The 25,083-nt window shown below is 72.9% G+C and carries 23 protein-coding genes; 13 read left to right on the top strand and 10 right to left on the bottom strand.

Annotated elements, in window-relative coordinates; all coding sequences use genetic code 11:
• Nucleotides 1-108 precede the first annotated feature (108 nt).
• Nucleotides 109-1,440, top strand: a complete 1,332-nt coding sequence (locus BLW47_RS00990; RefSeq protein ID WP_139307129.1) for an ABC transporter ATP-binding protein — start codon at nt 109-111, stop codon at nt 1,438-1,440.
• 7 nt (nt 1,441-1,447) lie between these two features.
• Here BLW47_RS00990 and BLW47_RS00985 read toward each other — a convergent pair whose 3' ends face one another.
• Complete coding sequence (locus BLW47_RS00985; RefSeq protein WP_091550212.1) at nt 1,448-2,755, bottom strand: serine/threonine-protein kinase; 1,308 nt, start codon at nt 2,753-2,755, stop codon at nt 1,448-1,450.
• 138 nt (nt 2,756-2,893) lie between these two features.
• Between BLW47_RS00985 and BLW47_RS00980 the strand changes: the two genes are divergently transcribed.
• The 3 genes from BLW47_RS00980 to cutA are packed head-to-tail and all read left to right on the top strand — an operon-like array spanning nt 2,894 to nt 5,082.
• Nucleotides 2,894-3,730: a patatin-like phospholipase family protein gene (locus tag BLW47_RS00980; RefSeq protein WP_091552300.1), complete on the top strand. Its 837-nt coding sequence runs from the start codon at nt 2,894-2,896 to the stop codon at nt 3,728-3,730.
• Nucleotides 3,730-4,755: a 1-acyl-sn-glycerol-3-phosphate acyltransferase gene (locus tag BLW47_RS00975; RefSeq protein WP_091550209.1), complete on the top strand. Its 1,026-nt coding sequence runs from the start codon at nt 3,730-3,732 to the stop codon at nt 4,753-4,755. Before BLW47_RS00980 ends, BLW47_RS00975 begins: the two co-directional genes overlap by 1 nt.
• A 6-nt stretch (nt 4,756-4,761) precedes the next feature.
• On the top strand, nt 4,762-5,082 hold the full coding sequence (gene cutA, locus BLW47_RS00970; RefSeq protein ID WP_091552298.1) for a divalent-cation tolerance protein CutA: 321 nt from the start codon (nt 4,762-4,764) through the stop codon (nt 5,080-5,082).
• 65 nt (nt 5,083-5,147) lie between these two features.
• On the opposite strand, the gene BLW47_RS00965 is transcribed toward cutA, so the two are convergent.
• Nucleotides 5,148-5,936, bottom strand: a complete 789-nt coding sequence (locus tag BLW47_RS00965; protein WP_091550207.1) for a hypothetical protein — start codon at nt 5,934-5,936, stop codon at nt 5,148-5,150.
• A 160-nt stretch (nt 5,937-6,096) separates the two neighbouring features.
• Here BLW47_RS00965 and BLW47_RS00960 point away from each other — a divergent pair, with 160 nt between their 5' ends.
• Nucleotides 6,097-6,390, top strand: coding sequence for a 4a-hydroxytetrahydrobiopterin dehydratase (locus BLW47_RS00960; protein ID WP_091550205.1), 294 nt, complete (start codon nt 6,097-6,099; stop codon nt 6,388-6,390).
• A 23-nt stretch (nt 6,391-6,413) separates the two neighbouring features.
• Nucleotides 6,414-7,529, top strand: a complete 1,116-nt coding sequence (locus BLW47_RS00955; protein ID WP_091550203.1) for an FHA domain-containing protein — start codon at nt 6,414-6,416, stop codon at nt 7,527-7,529.
• Between the two features lie 75 nt (nt 7,530-7,604).
• Here BLW47_RS00955 and rocD read toward each other — a convergent pair whose 3' ends face one another.
• The 3 genes from rocD to BLW47_RS00940 form a co-directional block, all read right to left on the bottom strand.
• Entirely contained in the window at nt 7,605-8,819 is a 1,215-nt protein-coding gene (gene rocD / locus BLW47_RS00950) for an ornithine--oxo-acid transaminase (RefSeq protein WP_091550201.1), read from the bottom strand.
• Nucleotides 8,816-9,658, bottom strand: coding sequence for a dimethylargininase (gene ddaH, locus BLW47_RS00945; RefSeq protein ID WP_091550198.1), 843 nt, complete (start codon nt 9,656-9,658; stop codon nt 8,816-8,818). The genes rocD and ddaH overlap by 4 nt, the downstream gene beginning before the upstream one ends.
• 284 nt (nt 9,659-9,942) lie before the next feature.
• Entirely contained in the window at nt 9,943-10,539 is a 597-nt protein-coding gene (locus BLW47_RS00940; RefSeq protein WP_091550196.1) for a DUF308 domain-containing protein, read from the bottom strand.
• A 197-nt stretch (nt 10,540-10,736) separates the two neighbouring features.
• On the opposite strand from BLW47_RS00940, the gene BLW47_RS00935 reads away from it, so the two are divergent.
• Nucleotides 10,737-11,543 carry an Fpg/Nei family DNA glycosylase gene (locus tag BLW47_RS00935; protein WP_091550193.1) on the top strand — a complete coding sequence of 269 codons (807 nt, stop codon included), beginning with the start codon at nt 10,737-10,739 and terminating at the stop codon, nt 11,541-11,543.
• Between the two features lie 4 nt (nt 11,544-11,547).
• Here the strand turns inward: BLW47_RS00935 and BLW47_RS24560 are convergent, their stop codons facing one another.
• Complete coding sequence (locus tag BLW47_RS24560) at nt 11,548-12,138, bottom strand: DUF1707 SHOCT-like domain-containing protein (protein ID WP_175543457.1); 591 nt, start codon at nt 12,136-12,138, stop codon at nt 11,548-11,550.
• Between the two features lie 202 nt (nt 12,139-12,340).
• Between BLW47_RS24560 and BLW47_RS00920 the strand changes: the two genes are divergently transcribed.
• Complete coding sequence (locus tag BLW47_RS00920; protein WP_091550189.1) at nt 12,341-12,802, top strand: PPOX class F420-dependent oxidoreductase; 462 nt, start codon at nt 12,341-12,343, stop codon at nt 12,800-12,802.
• A gap of 110 nt (nt 12,803-12,912) precedes the next feature.
• Here BLW47_RS00920 and BLW47_RS00915 read toward each other — a convergent pair whose 3' ends face one another.
• The 4 genes from BLW47_RS00915 to BLW47_RS00900 all read right to left on the bottom strand — a co-directional run bounded on the left by BLW47_RS00915 (nt 12,913) and on the right by BLW47_RS00900 (nt 17,400).
• Nucleotides 12,913-13,866 carry a DUF559 domain-containing protein gene (locus BLW47_RS00915; protein ID WP_091550186.1) on the bottom strand — a complete coding sequence of 318 codons (954 nt, stop codon included), beginning with the start codon at nt 13,864-13,866 and terminating at the stop codon, nt 12,913-12,915.
• A gap of 53 nt (nt 13,867-13,919) precedes the next feature.
• Complete coding sequence (locus tag BLW47_RS00910) at nt 13,920-15,329, bottom strand: FAD-dependent oxidoreductase (RefSeq protein ID WP_091550184.1); 1,410 nt, start codon at nt 15,327-15,329, stop codon at nt 13,920-13,922.
• Nucleotides 15,330-15,338: 9 nt separating this feature from the next.
• Nucleotides 15,339-16,478, bottom strand: a complete 1,140-nt coding sequence (locus tag BLW47_RS00905; protein ID WP_091550182.1) for a carboxylate-amine ligase — start codon at nt 16,476-16,478, stop codon at nt 15,339-15,341.
• Nucleotides 16,479-16,611: 133 nt separating this feature from the next.
• Complete coding sequence (locus BLW47_RS00900) at nt 16,612-17,400, bottom strand: hypothetical protein (protein WP_245736251.1); 789 nt, start codon at nt 17,398-17,400, stop codon at nt 16,612-16,614.
• 345 nt (nt 17,401-17,745) lie between these two features.
• Between BLW47_RS00900 and BLW47_RS00895 the strand changes: the two genes are divergently transcribed.
• The 5 genes from BLW47_RS00895 (at nt 17,746) to fabG (ending at nt 24,995) form a co-directional block, all read left to right on the top strand.
• Nucleotides 17,746-19,155: a carbohydrate-binding protein gene (locus tag BLW47_RS00895; protein WP_091550179.1), complete on the top strand. Its 1,410-nt coding sequence runs from the start codon at nt 17,746-17,748 to the stop codon at nt 19,153-19,155.
• 185 nt (nt 19,156-19,340) lie between these two features.
• The gene (locus BLW47_RS00890; RefSeq protein ID WP_091550177.1) at nt 19,341-20,729 is read left to right on the top strand and encodes a chitinase; all 1,389 of its coding nucleotides are present in this window, start codon (nt 19,341-19,343) and stop codon (nt 20,727-20,729) included.
• A gap of 28 nt (nt 20,730-20,757) precedes the next feature.
• Nucleotides 20,758-22,326 (top strand): cellulose binding domain-containing protein, encoded by a 1,569-nt coding sequence (locus BLW47_RS00885; RefSeq protein ID WP_091550175.1) that lies wholly within the window; start codon nt 20,758-20,760, stop codon nt 22,324-22,326.
• 108 nt (nt 22,327-22,434) lie between these two features.
• Nucleotides 22,435-24,090, top strand: coding sequence for an alpha-amylase family protein (locus BLW47_RS00880; RefSeq protein ID WP_091550173.1), 1,656 nt, complete (start codon nt 22,435-22,437; stop codon nt 24,088-24,090).
• 143 nt (nt 24,091-24,233) lie between these two features.
• Nucleotides 24,234-24,995, top strand: coding sequence for a 3-oxoacyl-ACP reductase FabG (gene fabG / locus BLW47_RS00875; protein WP_091550171.1), 762 nt, complete (start codon nt 24,234-24,236; stop codon nt 24,993-24,995).
• The last annotated feature ends 88 nt before the right edge of the window (nt 24,996-25,083 follow it).

The following is a 25,083-nucleotide window of genomic DNA, read 5'->3' as shown; positions in this document are numbered from 1 at the left end:
GCCGCCCCGCCGCGGCGTCGCCGTCCGGCGCGGCGTCGCCGCCATCCGGCGCTCCCGACTGGCGCCACCGCCGCCGCGCGCCGACGATGGCGGCAGGAGGTGGTCGCCGTGGTCGCCATCGCCACCGACCGGCTGACGAAGGTCTTCGACGACGGAACCATCGCGGTCGACGACGTGAGCCTCGAGGCGCGCTCGGGGGAGTTCCTGGTGCTGCTCGGGCCGACGGGGTGCGGAAAGTCGACGATCCTGCGGCTGGTGGCCGGGCTGGAGGAGGCGACCAGCGGGCACGTCCTGCTGGACGGTGAGGTCGTGGACGGGCTTGACACGCGTGACCGGCGGATCGCGATGGTGTTCCAGGACTACGCGCTCTACCCGCACCTCACGGTGGCGCAGAACATCGGCTTCCCGCTGCGCGCCGAGCACGAGACGCCCGACGAGATCACGGCCCGGGTCGCCGAGGTCGCCGAGGAACTCGGCATCGCCGACCTGCTGCGCCGGCTGCCCCGGCACCTCTCCGGCGGCCAGCGGCAGCGCGTCGCGATGGCGCGCGCGATCGCCCGGCGGCCGCGCGCCTTCCTACTCGACGAGCCACTCTCCAACGTGGACGCCGGCCTCCGTGCGGAGCTGCGCGCCGACGTCGCGACACTGGCCCGGCGGCTGCGCGTCACCACGCTCTACGTGACCCACGACCAGTCCGAGGCGCTGGCGATGGCCGACCGGGTCGCCGTGCTCCGGCGGGGGCGGCTCGAACAGATCGGCCCACCGGGTCAGGTGTACGACGATCCCGCGTCGCTCTTCGTCGCGGCGTTCCTCGGCACGCCCCGGACGAACCTGCTGCAGGGCGCCGTCTATGCCGACGGCGGGCGGGTCGTGCTCGACCTGGGGTCGCAGGTGATCGAGCTGCCCAGCGACGACCCGCGGCTGGCGGCGCTGGCCGCCCGACACACCGAGCGGGTGACGGTGGCGCTGCGGGCCGACGCGCTCGCACCGGTCGCGGCGGACGCCGCCGCGGGGCCCGTGCTGCGCGGCGCCGTCCGCGCCATCGAGAACCTCGGCCACGAGGCGCTGGTGCGGCTGACGACCGGGATGCTGCCGACGTCGGTGCCCGAGTCGCGGCTGGAGCTGCCGGACACCGGCCAGCACCTCTCCGACGTGCTCGCCGACGAGCCGCCGCGGGGACACCCGGTGCGGCACACGCTGTCGCGGATGATCCCGCATCAGCGCCAGGACGAACCGCCGGCGACGGCGCGCACCGAGTACGGGTTCTACCCCGTGTACGAGGCCGAGCGGTCGGCCGAACCGTCCCCCGGAGAGCTGGTGGTCCGGGTCCCGTCGCCGCGGCTGCCGCGTCGGGGCGAGCCGATGACCGTCGCGGTGGACCTCGACCGGCTGCTGCTCTTCGACCGGGGCGGGGCCCGCATCCGGCTCGACCGGCCGTAGCGGATCGCTACGGCACCCGACCCGACGGCGCGACCTGCGGCAGCCGGGCGAGCGCGGCGTCGAGCCGGTCCGCGTACCCGATCGTGATCGCGCCCTCGGTGACCCGGACCGCGACCTTCGCGCGCAGTTGCGCCACCGGCCCCGTCAGGTCGGCCGGCCCGGCGGCGGGCCCGGCCGGCAGCGCGCGCAGCAGGTTGTGCAGATCGGTGCCGGCGTCGGGGCGGATCTCGCCCGCGGACACCCCGGCGTCGACGAGCCGGGCGAGCTCGGCCAGCGCCGCGCGCGGGTCGACGGCCGCCGTGGCGTCCTCGGTGACGGTGGGCGCGGGCGGGCCCGACGTCGCGGGGTCGGGCAGCGACTCGGCGGACCTCCGCCGCTGGTCCAGCGTGGAGCCCGCCAACAGCACGGCGGCGAGCGCCAGCACCGTGGCCGCGACGAGCCCGGCGGCCCGGCGGCCGCGGTGCGTGCGCTGCTCGGAGGGGGCGACGGCGCGGAGCTGCTCCCGCAGGGCGACGCCGACCCGGTGCGCGGTGGGGCGCCCCGCCGGGTCGGGCCGGAGGCAGCGGTGGCAGACCTCGGCGACCGCGGGCGGCAGCCCCGGCACCCCGGTCAGCGCCGGGGCCGGTTCGCGCAGCGCGCCGGTCAACTCCTCCCAGGTGTCGGCCGGGTACGGTGGCCGGCCGGTCAGCGTCTCGTAGAGCAGCACCCCGAGCGAGTACGTGTCGGTGGCCGGCTGTGCGGGCTTGCCGTCCAGCCGTTCCGGCGCCACGTACGCGGGCGTGCCGAACGTGTCGCCCTCCTCGTCCGTGTCCGGCGCGCCGATCCGGGTGGCGATGCCGAAGTCGAGCACCTTGACGCCGGTCGCGGTCAGCATGATGTTCGCCGGCGTGATGTCGCGGTGCACGATGCCGAGCCGGTGGGCCGCGGCGAGCGCCTCCGCCACCTGCGCGCAGATCTCGACCGCCTCGGCCCAGGGCAGCGGACCCGCGGTCAGTCGCCGCTCCAGTTCCTCCCCGGCGAGCAGCTCCATCACCACGAACGCCGTCACCTCGCCGTCGACGGCGAACGCCTCCCCGTAGTCGTGCACCGCCGTCACGTGCGGGTGCACGAGCTGGGCGGCGGCGCGGGCCTCGTCGCGGACCATCGCCCGGAACCGGGGGTCGGCGGCCAGCTCGGTGGCGAGCACCTTGACCGCGACCATTCGCCCGAGGACCTCGTCGCGGGCGCGCCAGATGACCGACATCCCGCCCGCGCCGATCCGGTCGATGAGGCGGTAGCGGCGGGCGAGCAGCTCGCCCGCGTGCAGCGATGGCATCGTTCGTCGCACCTGCCGAGGGAGTCGAGGTCGTATCAGGCTCCGTGAATCGGTGCGGCATGTCAACGGCGCGTCCCGGGTCGGGCCGCGCGGAGCGCCCCGGCCGTCGGTTGACACCCTCGTGACAGGATGAACGCCATGGTCAACGGCCCGGTGGCGTTCGTACTCGGTGGCGGCGGCGTGCTCGGCGCCGTGGAGGTCGGGATGCTGCGCGCGCTCTTCCGGGCCGGGATCCGACCGGACCTCGTGCTGGGCACGTCGATCGGCGCGGTCAACGGCGCGCTGGTCGCCGCGGACCCCACTGAGGGCGTCACCGACCGCCTCGTCCGGCTCTGGGCATCACCCGAGGCGAGCGAGGTGTACGGCGACTCGGTGGCCCGGCAGCTCCGCCGGTTCGCCGCGCGTACCCATCTGCACTCGCCGCGGCCGCTGCGCCGGTTGCTGGAGCGGGAGCTGGGGGAGACAACGACCTTCGCCGACCTGACGGTGCCGTTCCGGTGCTGCGCGGCGAGCATCGAGCGCGCCGCCGAGCACTGGTTCGACAGCGGGCCGGTGGTGGAGGCGGTGCTCGCCTCGGCCGCGGTGCCGGGTCTGCTGCCGCCCGCCGAGATCGACGGCGAGCACTTCGTCGACGGCGGGATCGTCAACTCCATCCCGATCGGCGAGGCGGTGCAGGCGGGCGCGAAGCGCATCTTCGTGCTGCAGGTCGGGCGGATCGAGCGCCCGCTGAGCCCGGCACGCCGGCCCTGGGAGGTGGCGCAGGTGGCGTTCGAGATCGCCCGCCGTCACCGGTTCGCGCGGGAGATGGCGGCCATGCCCGACGATGTGGAGGTGCACGTCCTACCGACCGGCGGCGGGGAGCCGCGCGACGACACCCCGTGGGCCTATCGCGACATGGCCGCGGTGGGGCGGCGGATCAGCCGCGCGTACACCGCCTCCCGTCGCTATCTGGCGTCCGAACTGGATGGTCGCTGATGCCGTTACCGCCGCGGTGGATCCGGCGGGTCGTCTTCGGGCCCGCCGTGGTGCTCCTCGCCGGTTTCGTGCTGACGACCCTGCCGCTGTGGCTGCTGCTCGCCGCGGCGGTCTCGCCGCTGGTCCCCGGCCGCCTGCGCCCGCTGCGGCTGCTCTGGGTCGCCGTGCTGTACCTGCTCTTGGACGCCGCCGCCCTGGTCGCGCTCTTCGCGCTCTGGGTGGGCTCGGGCTTCGGCTGGCGCACCGGGGGGCCGAGGTTCCAGCGCGCGCACTACGTGCTGGCCGGCTGGTTTCTGACCGTCCTGTTCTGGCAGGCCCGGTGGACGCTGCGGCTGCGGATCGCGGTGGTCGGCACCGACCCGGACACCGCGCAGCCGGGGCGACCGGAGCTCGTCGTCTGCCGGCACGCCGGCCCCGGCGACTCGTTCATCCTCATCCACGCGCTGGTGAACTGGTTCGACCGTGAGCCGCGGATCGTGCTCAAGGACTCGCTGCAGTGGGACCCGGCGGTGGACGTGCTGCTCAACCGGCTGCCCAACCGCTTCATCGCGGGCCCCGGACGCCGCGACGGCGCCGCCGAGGAACAGGTGGGGCACCTGGCGAGCGGGCTCGATGAGAACGACGCGTTCGTCATCTTCCCGGAGGGCGGCAACTTCACGCCGGGCCGGCGCACCCGGGCGATCGATCGGCTCCGGGCGCTCGGCCTGGAGAAGATGGCGCAGCGGGCCGAGGCGATGCGGCACGTGCTGGCGCCCCGCCCGGGCGGTCTGCTCGCCGCGCTGGAGGCGGCCCCCGACGCTGGCGTGATCTTCGTGGCCCACACCGGGCTGGACCGGATGCTGACCGTCGCCGACGTCTGGCGTGAACTGCCGATGGACAAGCAGATCACGATGCGCTTCTGGTCGGTGCCGCCGGAGGAGGTGCCGGCGGGACGGCAGGAGCGCATCGACTGGCTGTACGACTGGTGGGCGCGGATCGACGAGTGGATCGAGGCGAACCGGCCGGTGGCCGCGCCGGGAGAGTAGGTGCCGATGGAACAGATCGCGGTGGTGACCGTGGTGGTGGACGCGCGGTCGGTGGCGGACGAGCTCGCGGCCGCGGCGGTGACCGGTCGACTCGCCGCGTGCGCCCAGGTCGGCGCCGCGTTGACGAGCACGTACCGGTGGCAGGGGCGGATCGAGACCGCCGAGGAGTGGCCGGTGCAGTTCAAGACCGCGGACGACCGGGTGGAGGCGCTCGTCGGCTATCTGCGCGGCGCGCACCCGTACGACGTACCGGAGATTCTGGTCAGCGCGGTGACCAGCGCCAACCCCGACTACACCGCGTGGGTGCGCGAGCAGACCCGATCCTGACGGTCCGCCCCGGCCACGACGCCGGGCGCCCCGCGGATCGCAGGGCGCCCGGCGATGAAATCGCGTCAGCGCCCGAACAGGCCGGGCAGCGACTCGGGGGCCTCGACGGTCTCGGCCGCGGGCGGCCGGGTCACCGTGACCGGCGCGCCGAAATCGGAGTACGTGGTGGAGAGCGTGCCGAGCGACGGGGCGATCGCGGTGAGCTCGATCTGCAGCCGGGTCAACCGCCCCTGGTTGTCCACCGCGGCGGTGAACGGCACCGCCTTGGCCTTGTCGCCGAGGCCGCTGAGCACCGCCGTGTTGATTGTCGGCGCCTTCGTCAGGTCGAGGGTGCCGCGGAAACTGCCCTCGCCGGTACGTTCGACCGCCGCCATGCTCTTGATCATCTTGTTGGCGCCGGCCGGGTCGCCCTGCGGCATGATGTCGAAGTTGCCGCCCGCGAGCCGCGCGACGTCCACGTGCATCCACTTGTTCTGCACGTTCGGCGCGCCGGCCAGCTTCACGTACGCGTCGGACCCGGTCACGAGGATCTCGGCCGTGACCGGCTGACCTTCCGTGGCCAGCTCCATCGTCATCCGGGCCTGGTTGCGGGCCGGGTCGAGGTTGCCGTTGCCCGTCAGGCCGGTCATCTCGGTGGTGACCTTGACCGTGTCGTCGTTGAGCTTCTGTGCCGCCGCGGTCAACTCGTCCAGCGCGCTGCTCGACCCGCTGGCGGACGCGGTCGCGCCGACGCTCGGGGTGGCGCTGCCGCTGGCGGTCGGGTCGGGCGAGCCCTGCGCGGCGCAGCCGGCGACGCCGACGCTGAGCGTGGCGAGCAGGCCGAGCGCCGTACGGGTCAGCCGTCGAGTGTTCATCTGATCTCACTTCCAATCGAGGCGGACGATCCGCGGGGGGAGTTCAACGGGCCCGCAGCAGCCATACCCGGCGCGGCAGAGGTTGACACCCGTGCATGGACCGTGCGTTGGCGTGCACCACGCACGACGGGCACGCGAGCACGGACGGTAAGGTCTTGCCATGGCACAGGTGCTCGACGCCGAGACGCTGCGCGTCGCGCTCGCCGGTCTGCAGGACTGGGCCGGCGATCCGACCGCGATCAGCCGGACCGCCCAGCTGCGCACATTTCCCGACGCCATCGCCGTGGTGACCCGCGTCGCGATGACCGCCGAGGAGATGGACCATCATCCGGACATCGACATCCGCTGGCGCACCCTCACCTTCCGGTGCGCCACCCACTCGGCCGGTGGGGTCACCGACCGTGACATCGAGCTGGCCCGGCGCATCGATCAGATCGTCGCTGAGCAGGGCTGACGCGTGAGTTTCCGGGAGTTCGCGTGAGATTCGAAGTCAGCAAGGTGTTCGACGCGATCGAGCAGCGGCTGAGCACCGACCCGGCGGCCGCCCGGGCCGTCATCGACCTCGCCGAGGTGGTCCGCTACGTCGACCTCGACGGCGGCCGACCGGCGAGCATGCTGCGGCTCGGCATGGTGATCGACGCGCTCGGTCGGCAGCTGGCCGAGGAGAACGTCCCGGTCCACGTGGTGGTGCACAAGGGGCTGCTCTCGGACGCCGACCTGACCTCCAACGAGCGCATGGTGGCGCGGCGCTGGGCCGACGACGGTCTGGTCGAGGTGCTGCCCAACCCCGCCGACCGGGTCCTGGAGGTCGCCGACCTGCTCGGCCTGCCGGTGCTGAGCCGGACCCGCTTCGACGCGCTCGCCGGCCGTTACCCCTGGCTGACCGGCCAACCCGGCCGGCTCATGGCGCCGCTGCCGGGCGCCGGCGGACCGGTCCTGGCCGCCCGGGTCGGCACGGCGCCCGCGCCGACGTACGCCGACCCGTCGCCGGTCGGCGCCCGACTCCTCGGCCGGCTCTGGCGCTGCCCCGACCCCGAGTGCTCCAGCTTCGGGTCGATGCGGATCGGCCGCCCCAGCGGGCAGCCGCCGCCGACGCTGCGCACCGGCGCCCCGACCTGCCCCCGGCACGACGAACGGCTCACCGACCGGGGCCCGCGGCCGCCGGCCGAGGTGCTCGCGGTGCGGATCGGCGGGGTCGTGCGGCAGCGCTTCGTGGTCGCCGGTGACCAGCCGGTGACGGTGGGGCGGGCGCCGGAGCAGGCCGGCGGCATCATGCTCGGGCAGTGGCTCTCCGAGGAGGCGCGGCGCTGGATCAGCCGCAACCACGCCCGGTTCGAGCTGCACGGGACCGAGCTGGTCGTGCAGGACGTGAGCACCAACGGGATGGGGATCCGCCCGGGCGGCTCGATGGACGACGACGAGCGGATCACGCTGAAGCGGCAGACGCGGGCCCTCGGGCCGGCGGACTTCGTGGAGCTGTATCCCGGGGTGCACGTCGGCCGGGCCCGTAACTGGAGCTCCGGCGGGGTGGTCAACCCGGCGTCGGTGATGGCCGAGGCCCCGACGATGACGTTCCGCACCGTCGACCGCTGACCTGCGGATCAGGGGCCTGTTCACCTCGAACTCCGAGCGTGTGAACAGGCCCCTGATCGATGCGGGTCGCGCGGATCAGCGCAGGACCGCGGCGAGCTGCGCCACCGCGAAGTCCAGCTCGTGCTTCTCGATCACCAGCGGCGGCGCGAGCCGGATCGTCGAACCGTGGGTGTCCTTGGCGAGCACCCCGCGCTCGGCGAGCCGCTCGCACGCCTGCCGGCCGGTCATCAGGGCCGGGTCGATGTCCACGCCGGCCCAGAGCCCACGGCCGCGCACCGCGACCAGACCCTGCCCGACCAGGTCGCGCAGCGCCGCCTGCAGGTGGGCGCCCAGCGCGGCGGAGCGGCGCTGGAACTCGCCGGTGCGCAGCAGCCGGACCACCTGGGTGCCGACCGCGCAGGCGAGCGGGTTGCCGCCGAAGGTCGACCCGTGCTCGCCCGGGCGGAGCACCCCGAGCACGTCGGAGTCCGCGGCCACCGCGGAGACCGGCACGATCCCGCCGCCCAGCGCCTTGCCCAGCACGTACATGTCGGGTCGGACGCCCTCGTGGTCGCAGGCGAAGGTCTCGCCGGTGCGGCCGAGGCCCGACTGGATCTCGTCGGCGACGAAGAGGACGTTGCGGCGGGTGCAGAGCTCCCGTACGCCGGGCAGGTAGCCGGCGGGCGGCACGACGACGCCCTGCTCGCCCTGGATCGGCTCCAGGAGCACGGCGACGGTGGTGTCGTCGATCGCCGCCTCGAGCGCGGCGAGGTCGCCGTAGGGCACGGTGCGGAAGCCCGGGGTGTACGGCCCGAAGTCGTCGCGCGCCTCCGGGTCGGTGGAGAAGCTGACGATCGTGGTGGTGCGGCCGTGGAAATTCCCCTCCGCGACCACGATCGTCGCCTGTTCCGCCGGCACCCCCTTGACCCGGTAGCCCCACTTGCGCGCCACCTTGATAGCGGTCTCCACCGCCTCGGCGCCGGTGTTCATCGGCAGCACCAGGTCCTTGCCGCAGAGTTCCGCGAGCTCCCGGCAGAAGTCGGCGAACTGGTCGTGGATGAAGGCGCGGCTGGTCAGCGTGAGCCGGTCGAGCTGCGCGTGCGCCGCCGCGATCAGCGTCGGGTGCCGGTGGCCGAAGTTGAGCGCCGAGTAGCCGGCGAGGCAGTCCAGGTAACGGCGGCCGTCCACGTCGGTCACCCAGGCCCCGTCGGCCTCGGCGACCACGACCGGCAGCGGGTGGTAATTGTGCGCGGTCCACCGCTCGGCGTCGCGTACCGCACCGGGCGTGCGCCGGCTCTCAACCGTGGTCATCTACGTGCCTTTCCCTCTTCGCGGCGGGACTCGGCGCCCCGCACCTCCAACGTGCAGCACTTGGGGCCGCCACCGGCCTTGCGCAGCTCCGACAGGTCGACGCCGATCGGTTCGTACCCACGCTCGCGCAGCGCCGCCGCCAGGCCGGTCGCCTGGCTGGGCAGCACCACGTGCCGGCCGTCGCTCACCGCGTTCAGCCCGAGCACCTCGGCGTCGGCGGGGCGGGCGATGACCGCGTCCGGGAAGAGCCGGCGCAGCACGGCCCGGCTGCCGGGGGAGAAGGCCTCCGGCAGGTACGCCACGGTCTGCCGGTCGAGCACGCACAGCGCGGTGTCCAGGTGGTAGAAGCGCGGGTCGACGAGCTGGAGCGTCACCACCGGCCGGCCGAAGATCTCCTGCACCTGGGCGTGGGCGGTGTGCGCGGTCCGGAACCCGGTGCCGGCGAGCAGCAGCTCCCCGGCGAGCAGGATGTCCCCTTCGCCCTCGTTGACCGCCTTGGGCTGCTGGACCTCGAAGCCCGCCCGCTCGAACCAGGCCGCGTACGCCGGCGCCTCGTCGGCGCGCTCCGGGTTGAGGAACTGCACCGCCAGCGCCGTGCCGTCGACGACGGTGGCGCCGTTGGCCGCGAACACCATGTCGGGCAGTCCGGGCAGCGGCTCGATCTCGTCGACGGTGTGCCCCAGGTCGAGGTAGACCTGTCGGAGCGCCGACCACTGCCGGATGGCGAGGTCGGTGTCGACCGGGGCGGTCGGGTCCATCCACGGATTGATCGCGTAGTCGACCGCGAAGTACGTCGGCCGGCACATCAGGTACCGCCGGGAAGTCGGGGTGTGCGTCATCGCGTCTGCTCCATCACGGGTTGGGCGCGCCCGGCCACGGTGGGGCCTCGAGCTGGCGCCTGCCGCAAACCTATGCGGGTCAGACGAACAAAACTACGAGTGAGAATTGCGTTCCGGCGATGATCGTTGCGTGATTACGAGCGCCGACCGGCGAAACGTTGCGTACATGCTTTGGGGGGTGGCGAACCGCCACCCCCCAGACAAGTGCACGCTCCGTGGTGAACCACCACGTCGGGTCGAGCGCTTGAGCGGTGAACCACCGCTCGTGGCTCCAGAGGTTCCCGCTAGATCCGGTTCACAAACTGTGAGTCGAGCCACTGCCGGACCCGACCCACGGTGTCGCCGTCGGTCGACAGCCAGGAGAGCGACCCGGTCACCGCGAGCAGCCCGAGGACGATGGCGCCGACGCCCAGCAGCAGGCCGACCAGCGCCGCGGACTTGCCGGCGACGTGCCGCCGGGACGTCGCCGAGATGCCGCCGATCGCCAGCAGCAGCGCGAGCACGCCCACCACGATGCCGTAACCGGCGAGCGCGCCGGTCAGCACGGTGAGCACGGCGACCACCCCGGCGACCAGGCTCAGCGTGGCGAGCACGCTGGCCCGCGGCCGGGGACCGGCCGGAACGGTCGGCTCGTCCGGCCGTACCGCTTCGGGCGTGCCGTCGGTGTCGGCCCGGGCGGCGATCCGTTGCGTCTCCGCGCGGTCGGCCTCCCGTTCGGCGACCGCCCGCTGGGCGGTCGCCTGCTCGGCGGCCCGGGCGGCGTGCGCGCGATCCGCGTCGGCCGGCACGGCCGAGTGCTTACCGCCGTACACCGCGGTTTCGTCCATCCGGTCGCGGACCATGACCGGACCGGTCTCGGCGGCGGGCGTGGTTCCGTCCACGCGCCCGTCGCCCCCGTCGTCCCGGGTCGTCGCCGCGTCCGTGCGGCGCGAGAGGGAAGGAATCCTGACCACTACACACCTCCAGGTCAGTGCGCGGGCCCGCTGCGCCTGCGCGAGGGGATTCCATCGGGATACCCGGATGTAGCAGGGGTCACACCTGGTCGGACCGGGCGGCCGGGGTGGATAGGGTCGACGTCGTGCCAGAGGGACACACCGTCCACCGGCTCGCCGCGCGGCACCGGACGCTGTTCGGCGGGGAGAAGGTGACCGCGCTCAGTCCGCAGGGGCGGTTCGCGGCCGGCGCGGGCCGGTTGTCCGGCGCGACGCTGCAGGCGACCGAGGCGTACGGCAAGCACCTGCTGCACCACTACGACACCGGCGACATCCTGCACGTCCACCTGGGGCTCTACGGGGCGTTCGCCGACGGTGACGGCGAACCGCCGGCGCCGGTGGGGCAGGTGCGGCTGCGGCTGGTCACCGACCGGCACTGGCTCGACCTGCGCGGCCCGACCGCCTGCGAGCTGCTGGAACCCGGCGAGGTCGAGACGCTGCGGGCCCGGCTCGGCGCCGATCCGCTGCGCGACGACGCCGACCCGGCCGCCGCGTACGCGAAGCTGCGGGGCAGCTCCAGACCGCTCGCCGCGCTCCTGCTCGACCAGTCGATCGTGGCCGGCGCCGGGCTCGTCTACGTCTGCGAGACCCTCTTCCGGGCCGGGATCCCGCCGACCCGACCCGGCCGGCAGCTCACACCGGAGCAGTGGGAGCCACTCTGGACGGACCTGCGGGAGCTGATGCGCGCGGGCGTCGCGCGCGGCCGGATCGACACGGTCCGCGACGAGCACCTGCCGGAGACGACCGGTCGCGCACCGCGGGTCGACCGGCACGGCGGAGAGGTGTACGTCTACCGGCGCGCCGGTCAGCCGTGCCTGATCTGCGGCGCCGGGGTGCGCCGCGCCGACCTCGCCGGCCGCAACTCCTACTGGTGCCCGACCTGCCAGGCCTGACGGGTCACCACCAGCGCTTGCGCTTGCGCGGCGGCTCCACCGTCACCGACCCGAACGCCACCTGGCACCGGATCTCGATGATCGGTGCGCCCGCGGCCACCGGCCCGCGCAGCTTCGACTCCTTGCTGCCGAAGACGGCCATGCCGGTCATCCGTACGTCGACGCCCTCGGGGACCCGGACGGTGACGGAGCCGAACATCGCGGTCGCCTCGATCCGGGTCACCTCGTGCTGCAGCTGCGCGTCCTGCAGCTCGATCTGACAGTCGCCGAAGACCGCGCGCGCTTCCAGCCGCTCCGGCACGGGCCATGCGCCGGTGCGCGACTCGCTGGCGAAGATGGCGATGACCCGCTCCGACCCGCCGGTGGTCGACGGGGACGCCGGCGCCCGATGGGGGAGCCCGGTGGGCAGATCGTGGGTGAGCCGGGCCAGTTCGCCGCGGGTCACGGCGGAGTGCGCCGCGCCGGCACGCTCCGCGTACTCGTCGAGGGTCAGCCGGCCCTCCGCCGCCGCCTGGCCGAGCAGCTCGACCACCTGCTCCCGCTCCCGGTCGGAGACCCGCAGATGTTCGTCGCCGCCCTGCCGTTCCAGCTCCACGGTCCGAGAGCATAGCGGCACGTGCCGCGTCCCCTCCCCGTCGATCGAGGACCGGTTCATCCGGTTCGATCCGCGATCGCGTGAAGCACTCCTCAATGGGAGCGAAAGTCCTTGATCGACCGGGACGTCGGGGCGGACGCCCCGGCGATCGCCTAGGGTTTTCGTTCGGGATACCCGCCCGCTGCCGCACCGGAGGTCACCCATGGCCCGCACCATCGCCACCAACACCCGCGTCGACCGCGAGGGGCTGATCGAGTTCATCCGGCCGCGCCACCGCGCCGTTGTGATCACCACCCGCGCCGACGGTCGCCCCCAGGCCTCGCCGGTCACCTGCGGCGTCGACCGCGAGGGACGGATCGTGGTCTCCACCTATCCCGAGCGCGCGAAGGCGCGCAACCTGCGTCGCGACCCGCGGGTCTCCGTCTGCGTCCTCTCCGACGACTGGAACGGCGCCTGGGTGCAGGTCGACGGCGTCGCCGAGGTCCTCGATCTGCCCGAGTCGGTGGAGCCGCTGGTCGAGTACTTCCGCTGCATCTCCGGCGAGCACCCGGACTGGGACGAGTACCGGCAGGCGATGCGGGACCAGGGCAAGTCGCTGATCCGCGTGACGATCGAGAGCTGGGGGCCGGTCGCGACCGGCGGCTTCCCGGCCCGCCTCGCCTGACTGCGGGCCGGCCTCGACACAGTTGCCGCCCTGATCGGCGCTCCTGGCCGGTCGGTGCACCGTGCTCCGGGTTTGTGAACGTTTATTGCTGCCCTGACCGCAATAAGCGTTCACAAACATGGTTGCCAGCCGGCGGCGGTGAGCGCCGCGCGCAGTTGGGTGACCACGTAGTCGGGTCGGCGTCGGAGGTCGAATGCGGCGAACCGGAGAATACGGTCACCCGCGATCCAGATCTCGTTCTGTCGCCGCATGTCCGCCGCCCAGTGCCGGGCCTCCATGTGATGCGCGCCGTCCACCTCCACGTGCAGCCGCCACCGCCGCCACCGCGCGTCGAGATACCGCACGCGCCCGCCGGCGTCAACCCGACGCTCCTGCAGGTCGGGCGCGGGCAGCCGGTGCCGGCGGCAGAGCCGGACAAAATCGATCTCCGACAGTGCCTGCGCGCCGCCCTCGACGTCGGCGACCGTCGCGAGAATCAGCGCGCGCCGGCGCGCCCGCGGCATCCGTTCCACCACCTGCCGCACTTCGTCGGGGGAGACCCGGCGCTGCTGGCAGGCGGCCGCGATCACCGTGCACGCCTCGTCATCGTTGCCGGCCCACTGCGCGGCGTCGACGACCGCGCGCGCCATCGTGGTCCGGGTCGGTCGTGCCAGCTGGATATCGGTCTCGGGCAGGTGGCGGGTGCGCCGGACCCGGACCGCGGGCAACCCCAGCGGCAGCCGACGCAACAGGTCCGCGGCGCGCCGGGCGTACGGCACCAGAACGTCGACGACGTCGCGGCGCCACTGGCCGCGTAGCCCACCGGCCTGCGCCGCGGCGAGTCCGGCCAGCATCGCGCCCTCGCCGGCGGCGAGCACCGCGACCCACCACTGCTGTTCGCGGGTGAACTGGCCGCTCTGGGTGGCCAACACGTTCCGGGTCACGCGGCGCCATCGCCCGCTCTCGACCAGATGGCGGACCTTCGCCGCGCTCAGCTCCGCCGTCGCCTGGCGCCAGGTGAGCATCCCGCCCTGCTCAAAGATCGCCCATTCCAGCGCGTCGGCGTCGTCCCTTGGTATCGGCATTCGGCGATTCCACACGCATTCCGCGTCGGCCTTTGTCGGCAGAGCGACACGGGTCAGCTCGGGGCGGCGCCGACGGCGTCGGCGGCCTTGCGGGCGGCGACCAGCACCGGATCCCACACCGGGGCGAACGGCGGGGCGTAGCCGAGATCCAGCGCGGTCATCTCGGTCACGGTCATGCGGTTCCAGAGCGCCACGGCCAGTACGTCGATCCGCTTGGCCGACTCGGAGCGGCCGACGATCTGCGCGCCGAGCAGCAGCCCGGTGCCCCGTTCGGCGATCAGCTTGACGGTCATCGGCGCGGCGCCGGGGAAGTAGCCGGCCCGGTTGTTCGACTCGACGGTGGCGGTCACGTACGCGTACCCGGCCTGGGCGGCGTCGCGCTCGCGCAGACCGGTCCGGGCGACCTCCAGGTCACAGACCTTCGTGACGGCGGTGCCGACGACCCCCGGGAAGGTCGCGTACCCGCCACCGATGTTGATCCCGGCGACCCGGCCCTGCTTGTTCGCGTGGGTGCCGAGCGGAATGTGGACCGGCTGCCCGGTGACCCGGTGGACGGTCTCGACGCAGTCGCCGGCCGCCCAGATCCCGCCCATCGTGCCGTCGCCGGAGGGGCCGGGGGCGCCGACGAGGCGCATCCGCAGGTCGGTGCGGAGCCCGCCGGTGACGCCGAGCGGCAGGCCGGAGCGCTCGGCCAGCGCGGTGTTGGGGCGTACGCCCAGACCGAGGACCACGACGTCGGCCGGTAGTTCGCCGGACCCGGTGAGCACCGCGCTGACCCGGCCGCCCCGTTCGGCGACACCGGTGACGCTCACCCCGGTGCGCACGTCGATGCCGAGGCCGCAGAGCGCCTCGCGCACCATCGCGCCCATGTCGGGGTCGACGGTGGACATCGGCTGCGGGCCCCTGTCGACCAGGGTGACGGCGAGGCCGCGCCGGATCAGCGCCTCGGCCATCTCCACCCCGACGTATCCGCCGCCGACCACCACCGCCCGCTGCGGCCGCGGTTCGGCGTCGAGCCACGCGCGCAGCGCGGAGCCGTCGTCGAGGGTCTGCACCCCGAAGATGCCGGCGATGTCGTCCTGTTCCCAGGGGGGCGCGACCGGGACGGCGCCGGTGGCGTACACCAGGGTGTCGAAGCGCTCGCGGAGCTCGCGCCCGCCGTCGTCGAGCGCCCGCGCGATCACCTCGCGCCGGTCCAGGTCGATCGCGGTCACCTCGTGCCGCAGCCGTACGTCGATCGCGTGTTTGCGCCGGAACGTCTCCGGGTCGCGCGCGATCAGCGCGTCCGGGCCGTCGACCAGCCCGGAGATCCAGTACGGGACGCCGCAGGCCGAGTAGGACGTGAAGTGGCCGCGCTCGAAGGCGATGATCTCCAGGTCGTCGGGGCCGCGTAACCGGCGCGCCTGCGAGCCCGCGGACATCCCGGCCGCGTCGCCACCAACGATCACCATTCGTTCCGGCATCGGCGCGGCTCAGCCCCGGGTCTGCGCGGCGAGGTAGCCGACGACGTCGCGCAGCTCGCCGGCCCGGGCGTGTACGGCGCGTTGCCGCGCCGCCCCGGTGCCCCGCGACCGCAGCCGCCCCAGCAGCGCGGTGACCTGCGCCAGGTCGCCGTGGCGATCCAGCTCGGGGCAGACCCGGTCGAAGAGCCGGCGCATCAGGTGCCACGCCGAGCGGGTCCCGCCCTCGGCCACGTCGACGGCCATGCCTTCGAGCCCGTCGTGCGCCGCCCGCCAGTGCGCGGCGACCAGCATGTGGTGGTCGACCGGCGGCGCGGGGCGGCCGGCCTCGATGTCGGTGAGGATGGTCGCGACCAGCGCGCGGATCAGGGCGGCGATCAGGACGGCGTCGTCGACGGTCGGGCAGACGTCGCCGACCCGCACCTCCACGGTCGGGTAGTTGGCCGACAGTCGGGCGTACCAGTAGAGCATCCCTTCGTCGAGCAGCATCCCCGACTCGATCAGCTCGTCGACCAGCCGCTGGTAGTGGGCGTGCGACTCCAGCCACGGCGTGGGCGCCACCGCCGGCCAGCGCTCCCACATCACCGAGCGCCAGCTGGCGTACCCCGTGTCGACGCCCTCGTAGAAGGGGGAGTTGGTGGTGGCGGCGTGCAGCACCGGCAGCCAGGGGCGCAGGTGGTTGAGGACCTGCACGCCGGTCTCGGGGTCGGGGATGGCGACGTGCACGTGCATGCCGTTGTTGCCCGGCCCGTCCACCAGCAGCCGGTACCGCTCGACCATCCGGTGGAAGCGCGGCTTGTCGACGATCGGCGGCTCGGGTCCGGCGATCGGTCCGGTGCCGACCGCGAGCAGCCGTACGCCGGCGCGCTCGGCGGCGTCGGAGAGCCCCTCGCGCAGCAGTCCGAGCGAGTGCCGGAGCGCGCCGAGCTCGATGCCGGGCGGCGTGCCGATCTCGATCTGGCTGGTCTGGAACTCCTGCTGCACCTGCCCGCTCAGCTCCGCCGGGACCTCGGCGAGCACCGCGTCGACCGCGGGCGCGGCGGCGCCGGTCGCCGGGTCGACGAGCAGGAACTCCTCTTCGACGCCGACCGTGAGCAGATCCGACGCTTGCTCGGGCGCCGGCCGTACCTCGGTCATCACCCCGCTGTTCATGGGCCTCACCGTCCGTTGCTGGCGTGCCGCTGCCCGGCACTGTCGTGGACCTCGATACCCACGGGGTCCACTGCGGGAAACGCAGCCACGGACATTGTCCGGCGCACCACCCCGCTCCGGGTCGGAATGCGGGTCATCGCCGTGGCCGCCGGGGCAGCGGTAGGTCGTGCCGGCCGGCGATCAGCTCCTGGAACCAGATCTTCGCGGCGATGATCGGCTGCCGGAACCGCCGCTCCCGGAACGTGGCCAGCGCCCGCTTGCGTTCGTTGCGCCGCCCTGGCCGGACGTAGAACCAGTGCGCCCAGGGGGAGTGCGGTCGCGCCAGCCGGACCGCCCCGACGATGACCAGCACCGGGATGAACAGTCCGAGCAGCCCGGTCCAGATCTTTCCCTTGAGCAGCGTGATCGCCGCCAGTCCGAGGTTGAGGATCGCGAAGAGCGCGGCGGCCAGCCACGGCCGGACCCCGTCGGTGGGCACCCGGAGGAAGTCGTTGAAGGTGACCGGCCGCATGCCGAGCAGCAGCAACCCGGAGACGGCGATCGCCACGAAGACCGCGTCGATCGAGGTCCGCCCCTTCTCCGACCAGTACACGTCGCTGAGATGCAGCAACAGCGCGAACTCGTCGAGCACCAGCGCGGATCCGACCCCGAACACGGCGGCGGCGGCGGAGCGCCAGACGGTCGCGGTGCCCGGCAGCATCACGCCCGCCACCCCGGCGATGAGCATGAAGACCACCCCGAACACCACATGGTGGATGTGCAGCCCGCCGGGGGTGATGTTCCCCGGCCACCAGCGGACCCGGGCCCGGATCAGCCGGGTCGAGGTGCGGATGAACGCGAAGCCGACGATCACGCCGAGGAAGAAGCAGAACAGCGGCAGCCGCCCGGAAGACAGGATCGTCCGATCGAACCAGTCCGCCACGCGCCCGATCATCCTCCCGGCAGGACCGCGCCGCGCGCCGGCTCGGGCAATCCGGGGCGCGCCGGACGGCGTGTCGGCGCGCTTGGCCGCCGCGGTCGTGCCGCTCGCGGCGTGCTCCACCTGCTCGCCCCCACCGCCGCCGGCGACCGTGCTCAGGGCACGCGGCGCTGTGGCGCGCCCCATCGATGGCTGTTGACAAGCCGGGGTCCGGCCACTAGAACGTGAGAGAGCGCTCTCACAGCTGTAACGCCGGCTTTACCCGCTCGTAGCACGGGGGTGTTTCGTCCTAACGCGATCGGCCCGGAAACGCTCTCCCGGCCGGCCGTGCTCGCAGAGAGGTCCGCGATGACAGTGACCGCCCGACCCGGCGCCCCCGCCCGGCGCCGCCTACTCGCCACGGTGGCGATGACCGCCGTGGTCACCACCGCGCTCGCGGTCAACATGACCGCGCGCGCGGACGTGCCGCCGCCCGCCTCCGGCTGGAGCCTGGTGTGGAGCGACGACTTCACCGGCGCCGCCAACACCCTGCCGTCGTCCGCCAACTGGATCATCGACACCGGCACCAGCTACCCGGGTGGTCCCGCCAACTGGGGGACCGGAGAGATCCAGACCTACACCAACAGCACCGCCAACGTCAGCCACGACGGCGCCGGCAACCTGCGGATCACGCCGATCCGCAGCGCGTCCGGCCAGTGGACCTCCGCCCGGATCGAGACGACCCGCACCAACTTCAAGCCGCCGGCCGGCGGGGTGCTGGCGATCGAGGGCCGGATCCAGATGCCGAACGTCACCGGCGCGGCCGCGGCCGGGTACTGGCCGGCGTTCTGGGCGCTCGGCTCGCCGTACCGGGGCAACTACCAGAACTGGCCGAGCATCGGCGAGTTCGACGTGATGGAGAACGTGAACGGCATCAACTCCGTCTGGGGCGTGCTCCACTGCGGCGTCGCGCCCGGCGGGCCGTGCAACGAGTCGAACGGCATCGGCAACTCCCGGGCCTGCCCGGGCAGCACCTGCCAGTCGGCGTTCCACACGTACCGCTTCGAGTGGGACACCAGCACCAACCCCGATCAGCTGCGCTGGTACGTGGACGGCCAGCAGTACCACACCGTGACCGAGGCGCAGATCGGGCAGCCGCACTGGAGCAACATGACCAGCCACGCCGGCTACTTCCTGCTGCTCAACGTCGCCATGGGCGGCGCCTTCCCGAACGGCGTCGCCGGCTCCGGCACGCCGACCGCGAACACCGTCTCCGGGCGCCCGATGCTGGTCGACTACGTCGCCGTCTACAGCCGCGGCGGCGGCTCGACCAACCCGCCGACCAACCCGCCGACGAACCCGCCGGGCGGCGGCGGCAGCGTGTACTCGACCATCCAGGCCGAGGCGTTCAACGCGCAGAACGGCGTCGCGGTCGAGGCGTGCAGCGAGGGCGGGCAGAACATCGCCGCGCTCCGCAACGGCGACTGGGCCCGCTACGACAACATCGACTTCGGCTCGACCCCGGCCCGCGACTTCGTCGCCCGGGTCGCCTCCGGTGCGGGCAGCGGCGTCAGCGGCCTGGTCGAGGTCCGGATCGACAGTCCCACGGCGACGCCGATCGGCAGCTTCGCCATCGGCAACACCGGCGGCTGGCAGAGCTGGCGCTCGGTGCCCGGCAACGTCTCGGCCGTGACGGGCCGCCACACGGTCTACCTGACCTTCAGCAGCGGCCAGCCGAACGACTTCGTCAACGTCAACTGGTTCCACTTCCGCAGCTGACCGCGGCACGGCTCGTCGATCATGAGGTTTGCGGCGCGAAACGGCCCCGGCCGGCGCCGCAAACCTCATGATCGCGCGTGGGCGCGGTGCGCGGGGTGGGCGCGGAACCGCGAAAACGGGTATGGACATTAACAGTTAACAGTCCTAATAATTAGCCAACTGTCGATGGGCGGTTGGAGGACTGCATGAGGCGTTTCAGATTCCTGATCGGGCTTGCCGTGACGGCGATCGTGGCCGCGGCGGGTGGTGTGTGGGCGGCCGGTCCGGCGCTCGCGGCGGGGCCGACCGCGACGTTCGTCAAGACCGCGGACTGGGGCTCCGGCTGGGAGGGGAAGTACACGATCACCAACGGGGGCCCCACCACCATCACCGGCTGGAGGATCGAGTTCGACCTGCCGGCCGGCACCGCGCTCGGCAGCTACTGGGACGCCCTCGTCACCACGTCCGGGCAACACGTGACCGCGACGAACCGCGACTACAACGGCACGCTCGCGCCGGGCGCCTCGGTCTCGTTCGGCTTCCTCGGCAACGGCTCCGGCGCCCCGCTCAACTGCCGGCTCAACGGCGCCCCGTGCGGCGGCGGCACGCCGGGCCCGAACCCCACTCCCACGTCGCCACCCGGCCCGACCGCCCCGCCCACGACGCCGCCAACCACCACCCCGCCCGGCGCGGGCGCTCTCCCGCGCCACTTCCTCACCGGCTACTGGCACAACTTCGACAACCCCGCGGTCGAGCTGCGGCTGCGCGACGTGCCCGCCGAGTACGACCTGATCGCCGTCGCGTTCGCCGAGGCGACCGGCACCCCCGGCGCGGTCGGCTTCGGCATCGATCCGGGGTTGTCCGCCTCGCTCGGCAGCTACACCGACGCGCAGTTCGCCGCCGACGTGCAGACCCTGCACGCCCGCGGCAAGAAGGTCATCATCTCGGTCGGCGGCGAGACCGGCCGGGTCGCGGTCAACGACGCGGCCTCGGCGACCACCTTCGCCGATAGCGTGCACGCCCTGATCCAGCGGTACGGCTTCGACGGCGTCGACATCGACCTGGAGAACGGGCTCAACCCGACGTACATGGCGCAGGCGCTGCGGTCACTGCGCGCCAAGGTCGGGTCCGGCCTGATCATCACGATGGCGCCGCAGACCATCGACATGCAGTCGACCTCGGCGTCCTACTTCAAGCTGGCGCTCGACATCCGCGACATCCTCACCGTCGTGCACACCCAGTTCTACAACTCGGGCTCGATGCTCGGCTGCGACCAGTCGTTCGCGTACGCGCAGGGCAGCGTCAACTTCCTCACCGCGCTGGCCTGCCTCCAGCTCGAGAACGGCCTGCGACCGGACCAGGTGGCGCTCGGACTGCCCGCCGGTCCCGGCGCCGCCGGCGGCGGCGTGGTCGCCCCCGCCCTCGTCAACCAGGCGCTCGACTGCCTGGCCCGCGCCACCAACTGCGGCAGCTTCCGGCCGCCGCGCACCTATCCGGGCATCCGCGGCGCGATGACCTGGTCGATCAACTGGGACGTCTCGAACGGCAACGCGTTCGCCCGGACCGTCAAACCGCACCTCGGCACCCTCCCCTGACCCCCCGTACCCCCGCCAGGAGGACCCCATGAGACTCAGATCGCTCCGGACCGCGGCGCTCGCCGCGGCAATGGCCGCCGGGCTCGTCGCCGGCTCCCTCGGGTTCGCCACCGCGGCGTCCGCCGCCACCGCGACCTTCGCCCGCACCGCCAGCTGGGCCAGCGGGTACGAGGCCAAGTTCACCGTCACCAACAACACCTCGGCCACGATCACCTCGTGGAACGTCCAGTTCGACCTGCCGGCGGGCAGCTCAATGGGCACCTACTGGGACGCGCTGGTCAGCACGTCCGGTCAGCACGTCACCGCCACCAACCGGGACTACAACGGCACGCTCGCCCCCGGCGCGAGCGCCAGCTTCGGCTTCGTGGTCAGCGGCACCGGGGACCCCGCCAACTGCACGGTCAACGGGGCCCCGTGCAGCGGCGGCGGTAACCCCGGCAACCCGGGCGCGCCCGGCGCGCCCGGCAACCTGCGCGTCACCGGCACCACCAACACGGCGATCTCGTTGGCCTGGAACGCCTCCTCCGGCACGGTCACCGGCTACCGGATCTACGAGGGCAGCGCGGTACGCGCCACCGTCACCGGCACCTCGGCGACGATCTCCGGGCTCGGCGCGTGCACCGGCCACAGCTACACCGTCGCGGCGTACAACTCCGCCGGTGAGTCGGCGCGCTCCGCGGCGGTCTCCGCGACGACCACCGGCTGCACCGGCGGCGGCACCGGCTCGATGGCCGCCGCGCCGTACCTCTACCCGGGCTGGGGCAACCCGCCCGCCCCGTCGACGGTGATGAACGCGACCGGGGTCAAGTGGTTCACGATCGCGTTCATCCTCTCCGGCGGGGGCTGCACGCCGGCCTGGGACGGCGGCGGCTCGCTCACCGGCGGCGCGCATGCCAGCACCATCAACGCGATCCGGGCAGCGGGCGGCGACGTCATCCCGTCGATCGGCGGGTGGAGCGGCAACAAGCTCGGCCCGAACTGCTCGACCCCGCAGGCGCTCGCCAACGCCTACCAGCAGGTCATCAACACCTTCAACCTGAAGGCGATCGACGTCGACATCGAGAACACCGACGAGTTCGAGAACACGGTGGTGCAGGACCGGATCCTCGGCGCGTTGAAGATCGTCAAGCAGAACAACCCGGGCATCAAGACGATCATCACGTTCGGCACCACGACGAGCGGCCCGAACTACTACGGCACCCGGCTGATCAACCAGGCCGCCGCGCTGCAGGCCAACATCGACGTCTTCACCATCATGCCGTTCGACTTCGGCGGCGGCGCGAACATGTACCAGAGCACGGTCAACGCGTCCGAGGGGCTGAAGAACGCGTTGAAGAGCGCGTTCGGCTGGTCGGACGCGACCGCGTACGCCCACATGGGCATCTCCGGCATGAACGGCCTCTCCGACCAGCAGGAGCTGACCTCGCCGGCGACCTGGACGCAGATCCGCGACTGGGCGAAGGCCCGCGGGCTGGCCCGCTTCACGTTCTGGGCCGTCAACCGGGACCGGCCGTGCCCGGGCGGCGGCGTCGTCTCCGACTGCAGCGGCATCGCCCAGAACCAGTGGGAATTCACCTCCATCACCGCCCGGTTCTGACCCCCACCCCCGGGACCCCCGCCGACCGATCGGCGGGGGTCCCATGTTTGCCGGTCGGGCCCGATGGAGAAGGCCGTCGGGCATGACTGGGCGGATCGAGGTGGCCGTATGAGTGACCGCTGGTACAGCAAGGCCGTGATCTACTGCCTCGACGTCGACACGTACGTCGACTCCGACGGCGACGGCGTGGGCGACTTCCGCGGGCTGATCGGGCGGCTGGACTACCTGGCGCGGCTGGGGGTCACCTGCCTCTGGCTGCACCCCATCCACCCGTCACCGGGCCGCGACGACGGCTATGACGTCAGCGACTTCTACAACGTGGATCCCCGCTACGGCACGCTCGGCGACTTCGCGGAGCTGCTGCACCAGGCCCGCAACCGCGGCATCCGCGTCATCATCGACCTGGTCGTCAACCACACCTCCGACCAGCACCCGTGGTTCCAGTCGGCGCGATCGTCACCGGACTCGGCGTACCGCGACTGGTATCTCTGGTCCGACCAGGCGCCGCCGGACCGCAAGCAGGGCATGGTCTTCCCCGGCGAGCAGCAGGAGACCTGGACGTACGACCGGACCGCCAAGGCCTGGTACTACCACCGCTTCTACCGGTTCCAGCCGGACCTCAACGTCGCCAACCCCCACGTCCGCGCCGAGATCAAGAAAATCATGTCGTTCTGGCTGCAGCTCGGCGTCTCCGGCTTCCGCATCGACGCGGCGCCGTTCATCATCGAGCGGACCGAGCCGGGCAACCCGGACTCGCCCAAGGACTTCGAGTTCCTCACCGAGCTGCGCCAGCATGTGCAGTGGCGGCGCGCCGACGCGGTGCTGCTCGCCGAGGCGAACGTGGAGCCGGAACAGCTCACCGACTACTTCGGCGACATCGGCGGGTCGAGCAACCGCCTGCACATGCTCTTCGACTTCATGCTCAACGGCCGGCTGATGCTCGCGCTCGCCCGCGGCAACCCCGAGCCGATCATCGAGGCGCTGCGCGACACCCCGGCGCTGCCGTCGGGGGCGTCCTGGGCGACCTTCCTGCGCAACCACGACGAGATCGACCTCTCCCGGCTCACCGCCGAGCAGCGCAACGAGGTGTACGAGCAGTTCGGCCCCGACGAGGAGATGCGGCTCTACGGGCGGGGCATCCGGCGGCGGCTCGCGCCGATGCTCGGCAACGACCGGCGGCGCCTGGAGCTGGCGTACTCGCTGCAGTTCTCGCTGCGCGGCACCCCGGTGCTGCGCTACGGCGAGGAGATCGGGATGGGGGAGGACCTGTCGCTGCCGGGGCGGGAGGCGATCCGGACCCCGATGCAGTGGTCGTACCTGCCCAACGGCGGCTTCTCCGCCGCCGACCCGAAGCAGCTCGTCCGTCCGGTGATCTCCGACGAGGAGTACGGCTACGAGAAGGTCAACGTGACCGCGCAGCGCCACGACCGCGGCTCGCTGCTCGCCTGGTTCGAGCGGATGATCCGCACGCTGCGGGAGGCCCCCGAGGTGGGGGCGGGCTCCTGCACCCACGTGGACGTGCTCTGCCCACCCGGCGTGCTGGTGCACCGCGCCGACGACGGCGCCGGCAGCATGGTCTTCCTGCACAACCTCGGCACCGAGCGGGTGACCGTGGACCTGTCGTCGCTCGCCGCCGACGCCGACTTCCCCAACGACGTCTTCGCCGACCGCGAGTACGAGCCGGTCGGGAAGCTGGACGCGCTGGAACTCGACGGACACGGCTACCGCTGGATCCGGCTGCGCCGGGATCCCGCCGGCGGCTGAGCGGCGGCCCCGGCCGCGGCGCTGATCGGCGGCCCCGGCCGCGGCGCTGATCGGCGGCCCCGGCCGCGGCGCTGATCGGCGGCCCCGGCCGCGGCGCTGCTGGGCTAAGCTCCGGCCACGTCACACGTTACCGGGAGGTAAGCATGTTCGAGGAGCCTGGGCGCGTCGCCATCGTGACCGGTGCCGCCCGCGGCATCGGCGCCGCCACCGCGCGACGCCTCGCCAACGACGGACACGCCGTCGCCGTGGTCGACCTCGACGAGGCGGCCTGCGCGTCCACGGTGGAACAGATCAAAAATGACGGCGGGCGCGCGCTGGCGGTCGGCGCCGACGTGGCGGACGCGGCCCAGGTCGCGGCCGCGGTGGACCGGATCGCGGGCGAGCTCGGCGCGCCCGGCATCCTGGTGAACAACGCCGGCGTGCTCCGGGACAACCTGATCTTCAAGATGAGCGAGACCGACTGGGACACGGTCATGAACGTCCACCTGCGCGGCGCGTTCCTCTTCACCCGGGCCGCCCAGAAGCACATGGTCGACCAGAAGTGGGGCCGGATCGTCAACCTCTCCAGCACCTCCGCGCTCGGCAACCGGGGCCAGGTGAACTACGCCGCGGCGAAGGCCGGGCTGCAGGGCTTCACCAAGACCCTCGCGATCGAGCTGGGCCCGTTCGGAATCACGGCCAACGCCGTCGCGCCGGGCTTGATCGTCACCGACATGACGGCGGCGACCGCGGCGCGGATGGGCGTGGACTTCGCGGAGTTCCAGAAGCACGGCGCCGCGCAGATCCCGGTGCGCCGGGTCGGCCGTCCGGAGGACGTCGCCCACACCATCTCGTTCCTGGCCAGCGAGGGCGCGTCGTTCGTCTCCGGCCAGGTCATCTACGTCGCTGGCGGCCCCCGCGACTGACCCGCGCCGCCCGGAGCGCCCGACGATCCGGGGGGTTATGGCGAGGACACGTCCGATCCGGACCGCCATAACCCCACGATCGTCGGGA

The organism is Micromonospora pattaloongensis (genome assembly GCF_900107255.1).
GTDB lineage: Bacteria > Actinomycetota > Actinomycetes > Mycobacteriales > Micromonosporaceae > Micromonospora_I > Micromonospora_I pattaloongensis.
Note: the sequence above shows the minus strand (reverse complement) of the source record. Positions and strands in the feature narration are given on the sequence as shown.

What these genes read in the sequence shown, in the direction of transcription:
- BLW47_RS00985 (WP_091550212.1), bottom strand. Translation starts at nt 2,755, where the DNA reads ATGCCATCGCTGCACGCGGGCGAGCTGCTCGCCCGCCGCTACCGCCTC.
- BLW47_RS00980 (WP_091552300.1), top strand. Translation starts at nt 2,894, where the DNA reads ATGGTCAACGGCCCGGTGGCGTTCGTACTCGGTGGCGGCGGCGTGCTC.
- BLW47_RS00975 (WP_091550209.1), top strand. Translation starts at nt 3,730, where the DNA reads ATGCCGTTACCGCCGCGGTGGATCCGGCGGGTCGTCTTCGGGCCCGCC.
- cutA (WP_091552298.1), top strand. Translation starts at nt 4,762, where the DNA reads ATGGAACAGATCGCGGTGGTGACCGTGGTGGTGGACGCGCGGTCGGTG.
- BLW47_RS00965 (WP_091550207.1), bottom strand. Translation starts at nt 5,936, where the DNA reads ATGAACACTCGACGGCTGACCCGTACGGCGCTCGGCCTGCTCGCCACG.
- BLW47_RS00960 (WP_091550205.1), top strand. Translation starts at nt 6,097, where the DNA reads ATGGCACAGGTGCTCGACGCCGAGACGCTGCGCGTCGCGCTCGCCGGT.
- rocD (WP_091550201.1), bottom strand. Translation starts at nt 8,819, where the DNA reads ATGACCACGGTTGAGAGCCGGCGCACGCCCGGTGCGGTACGCGACGCC.
- ddaH (WP_091550198.1), bottom strand. Translation starts at nt 9,658, where the DNA reads ATGACGCACACCCCGACTTCCCGGCGGTACCTGATGTGCCGGCCGACG.
- BLW47_RS00920 (WP_091550189.1), top strand. Translation starts at nt 12,341, where the DNA reads ATGGCCCGCACCATCGCCACCAACACCCGCGTCGACCGCGAGGGGCTG.
- BLW47_RS00915 (WP_091550186.1), bottom strand. Translation starts at nt 13,866, where the DNA reads ATGCCGATACCAAGGGACGACGCCGACGCGCTGGAATGGGCGATCTTT.
- BLW47_RS00910 (WP_091550184.1), bottom strand. Translation starts at nt 15,329, where the DNA reads ATGCCGGAACGAATGGTGATCGTTGGTGGCGACGCGGCCGGGATGTCC.
- BLW47_RS00905 (WP_091550182.1), bottom strand. Translation starts at nt 16,478, where the DNA reads ATGAACAGCGGGGTGATGACCGAGGTACGGCCGGCGCCCGAGCAAGCG.
- BLW47_RS00895 (WP_091550179.1), top strand. Translation starts at nt 17,746, where the DNA reads ATGACAGTGACCGCCCGACCCGGCGCCCCCGCCCGGCGCCGCCTACTC.
- BLW47_RS00890 (WP_091550177.1), top strand. Translation starts at nt 19,341, where the DNA reads ATGAGGCGTTTCAGATTCCTGATCGGGCTTGCCGTGACGGCGATCGTG.
- BLW47_RS00885 (WP_091550175.1), top strand. Translation starts at nt 20,758, where the DNA reads ATGAGACTCAGATCGCTCCGGACCGCGGCGCTCGCCGCGGCAATGGCC.
- BLW47_RS00880 (WP_091550173.1), top strand. Translation starts at nt 22,435, where the DNA reads ATGAGTGACCGCTGGTACAGCAAGGCCGTGATCTACTGCCTCGACGTC.
- fabG (WP_091550171.1), top strand. Translation starts at nt 24,234, where the DNA reads ATGTTCGAGGAGCCTGGGCGCGTCGCCATCGTGACCGGTGCCGCCCGC.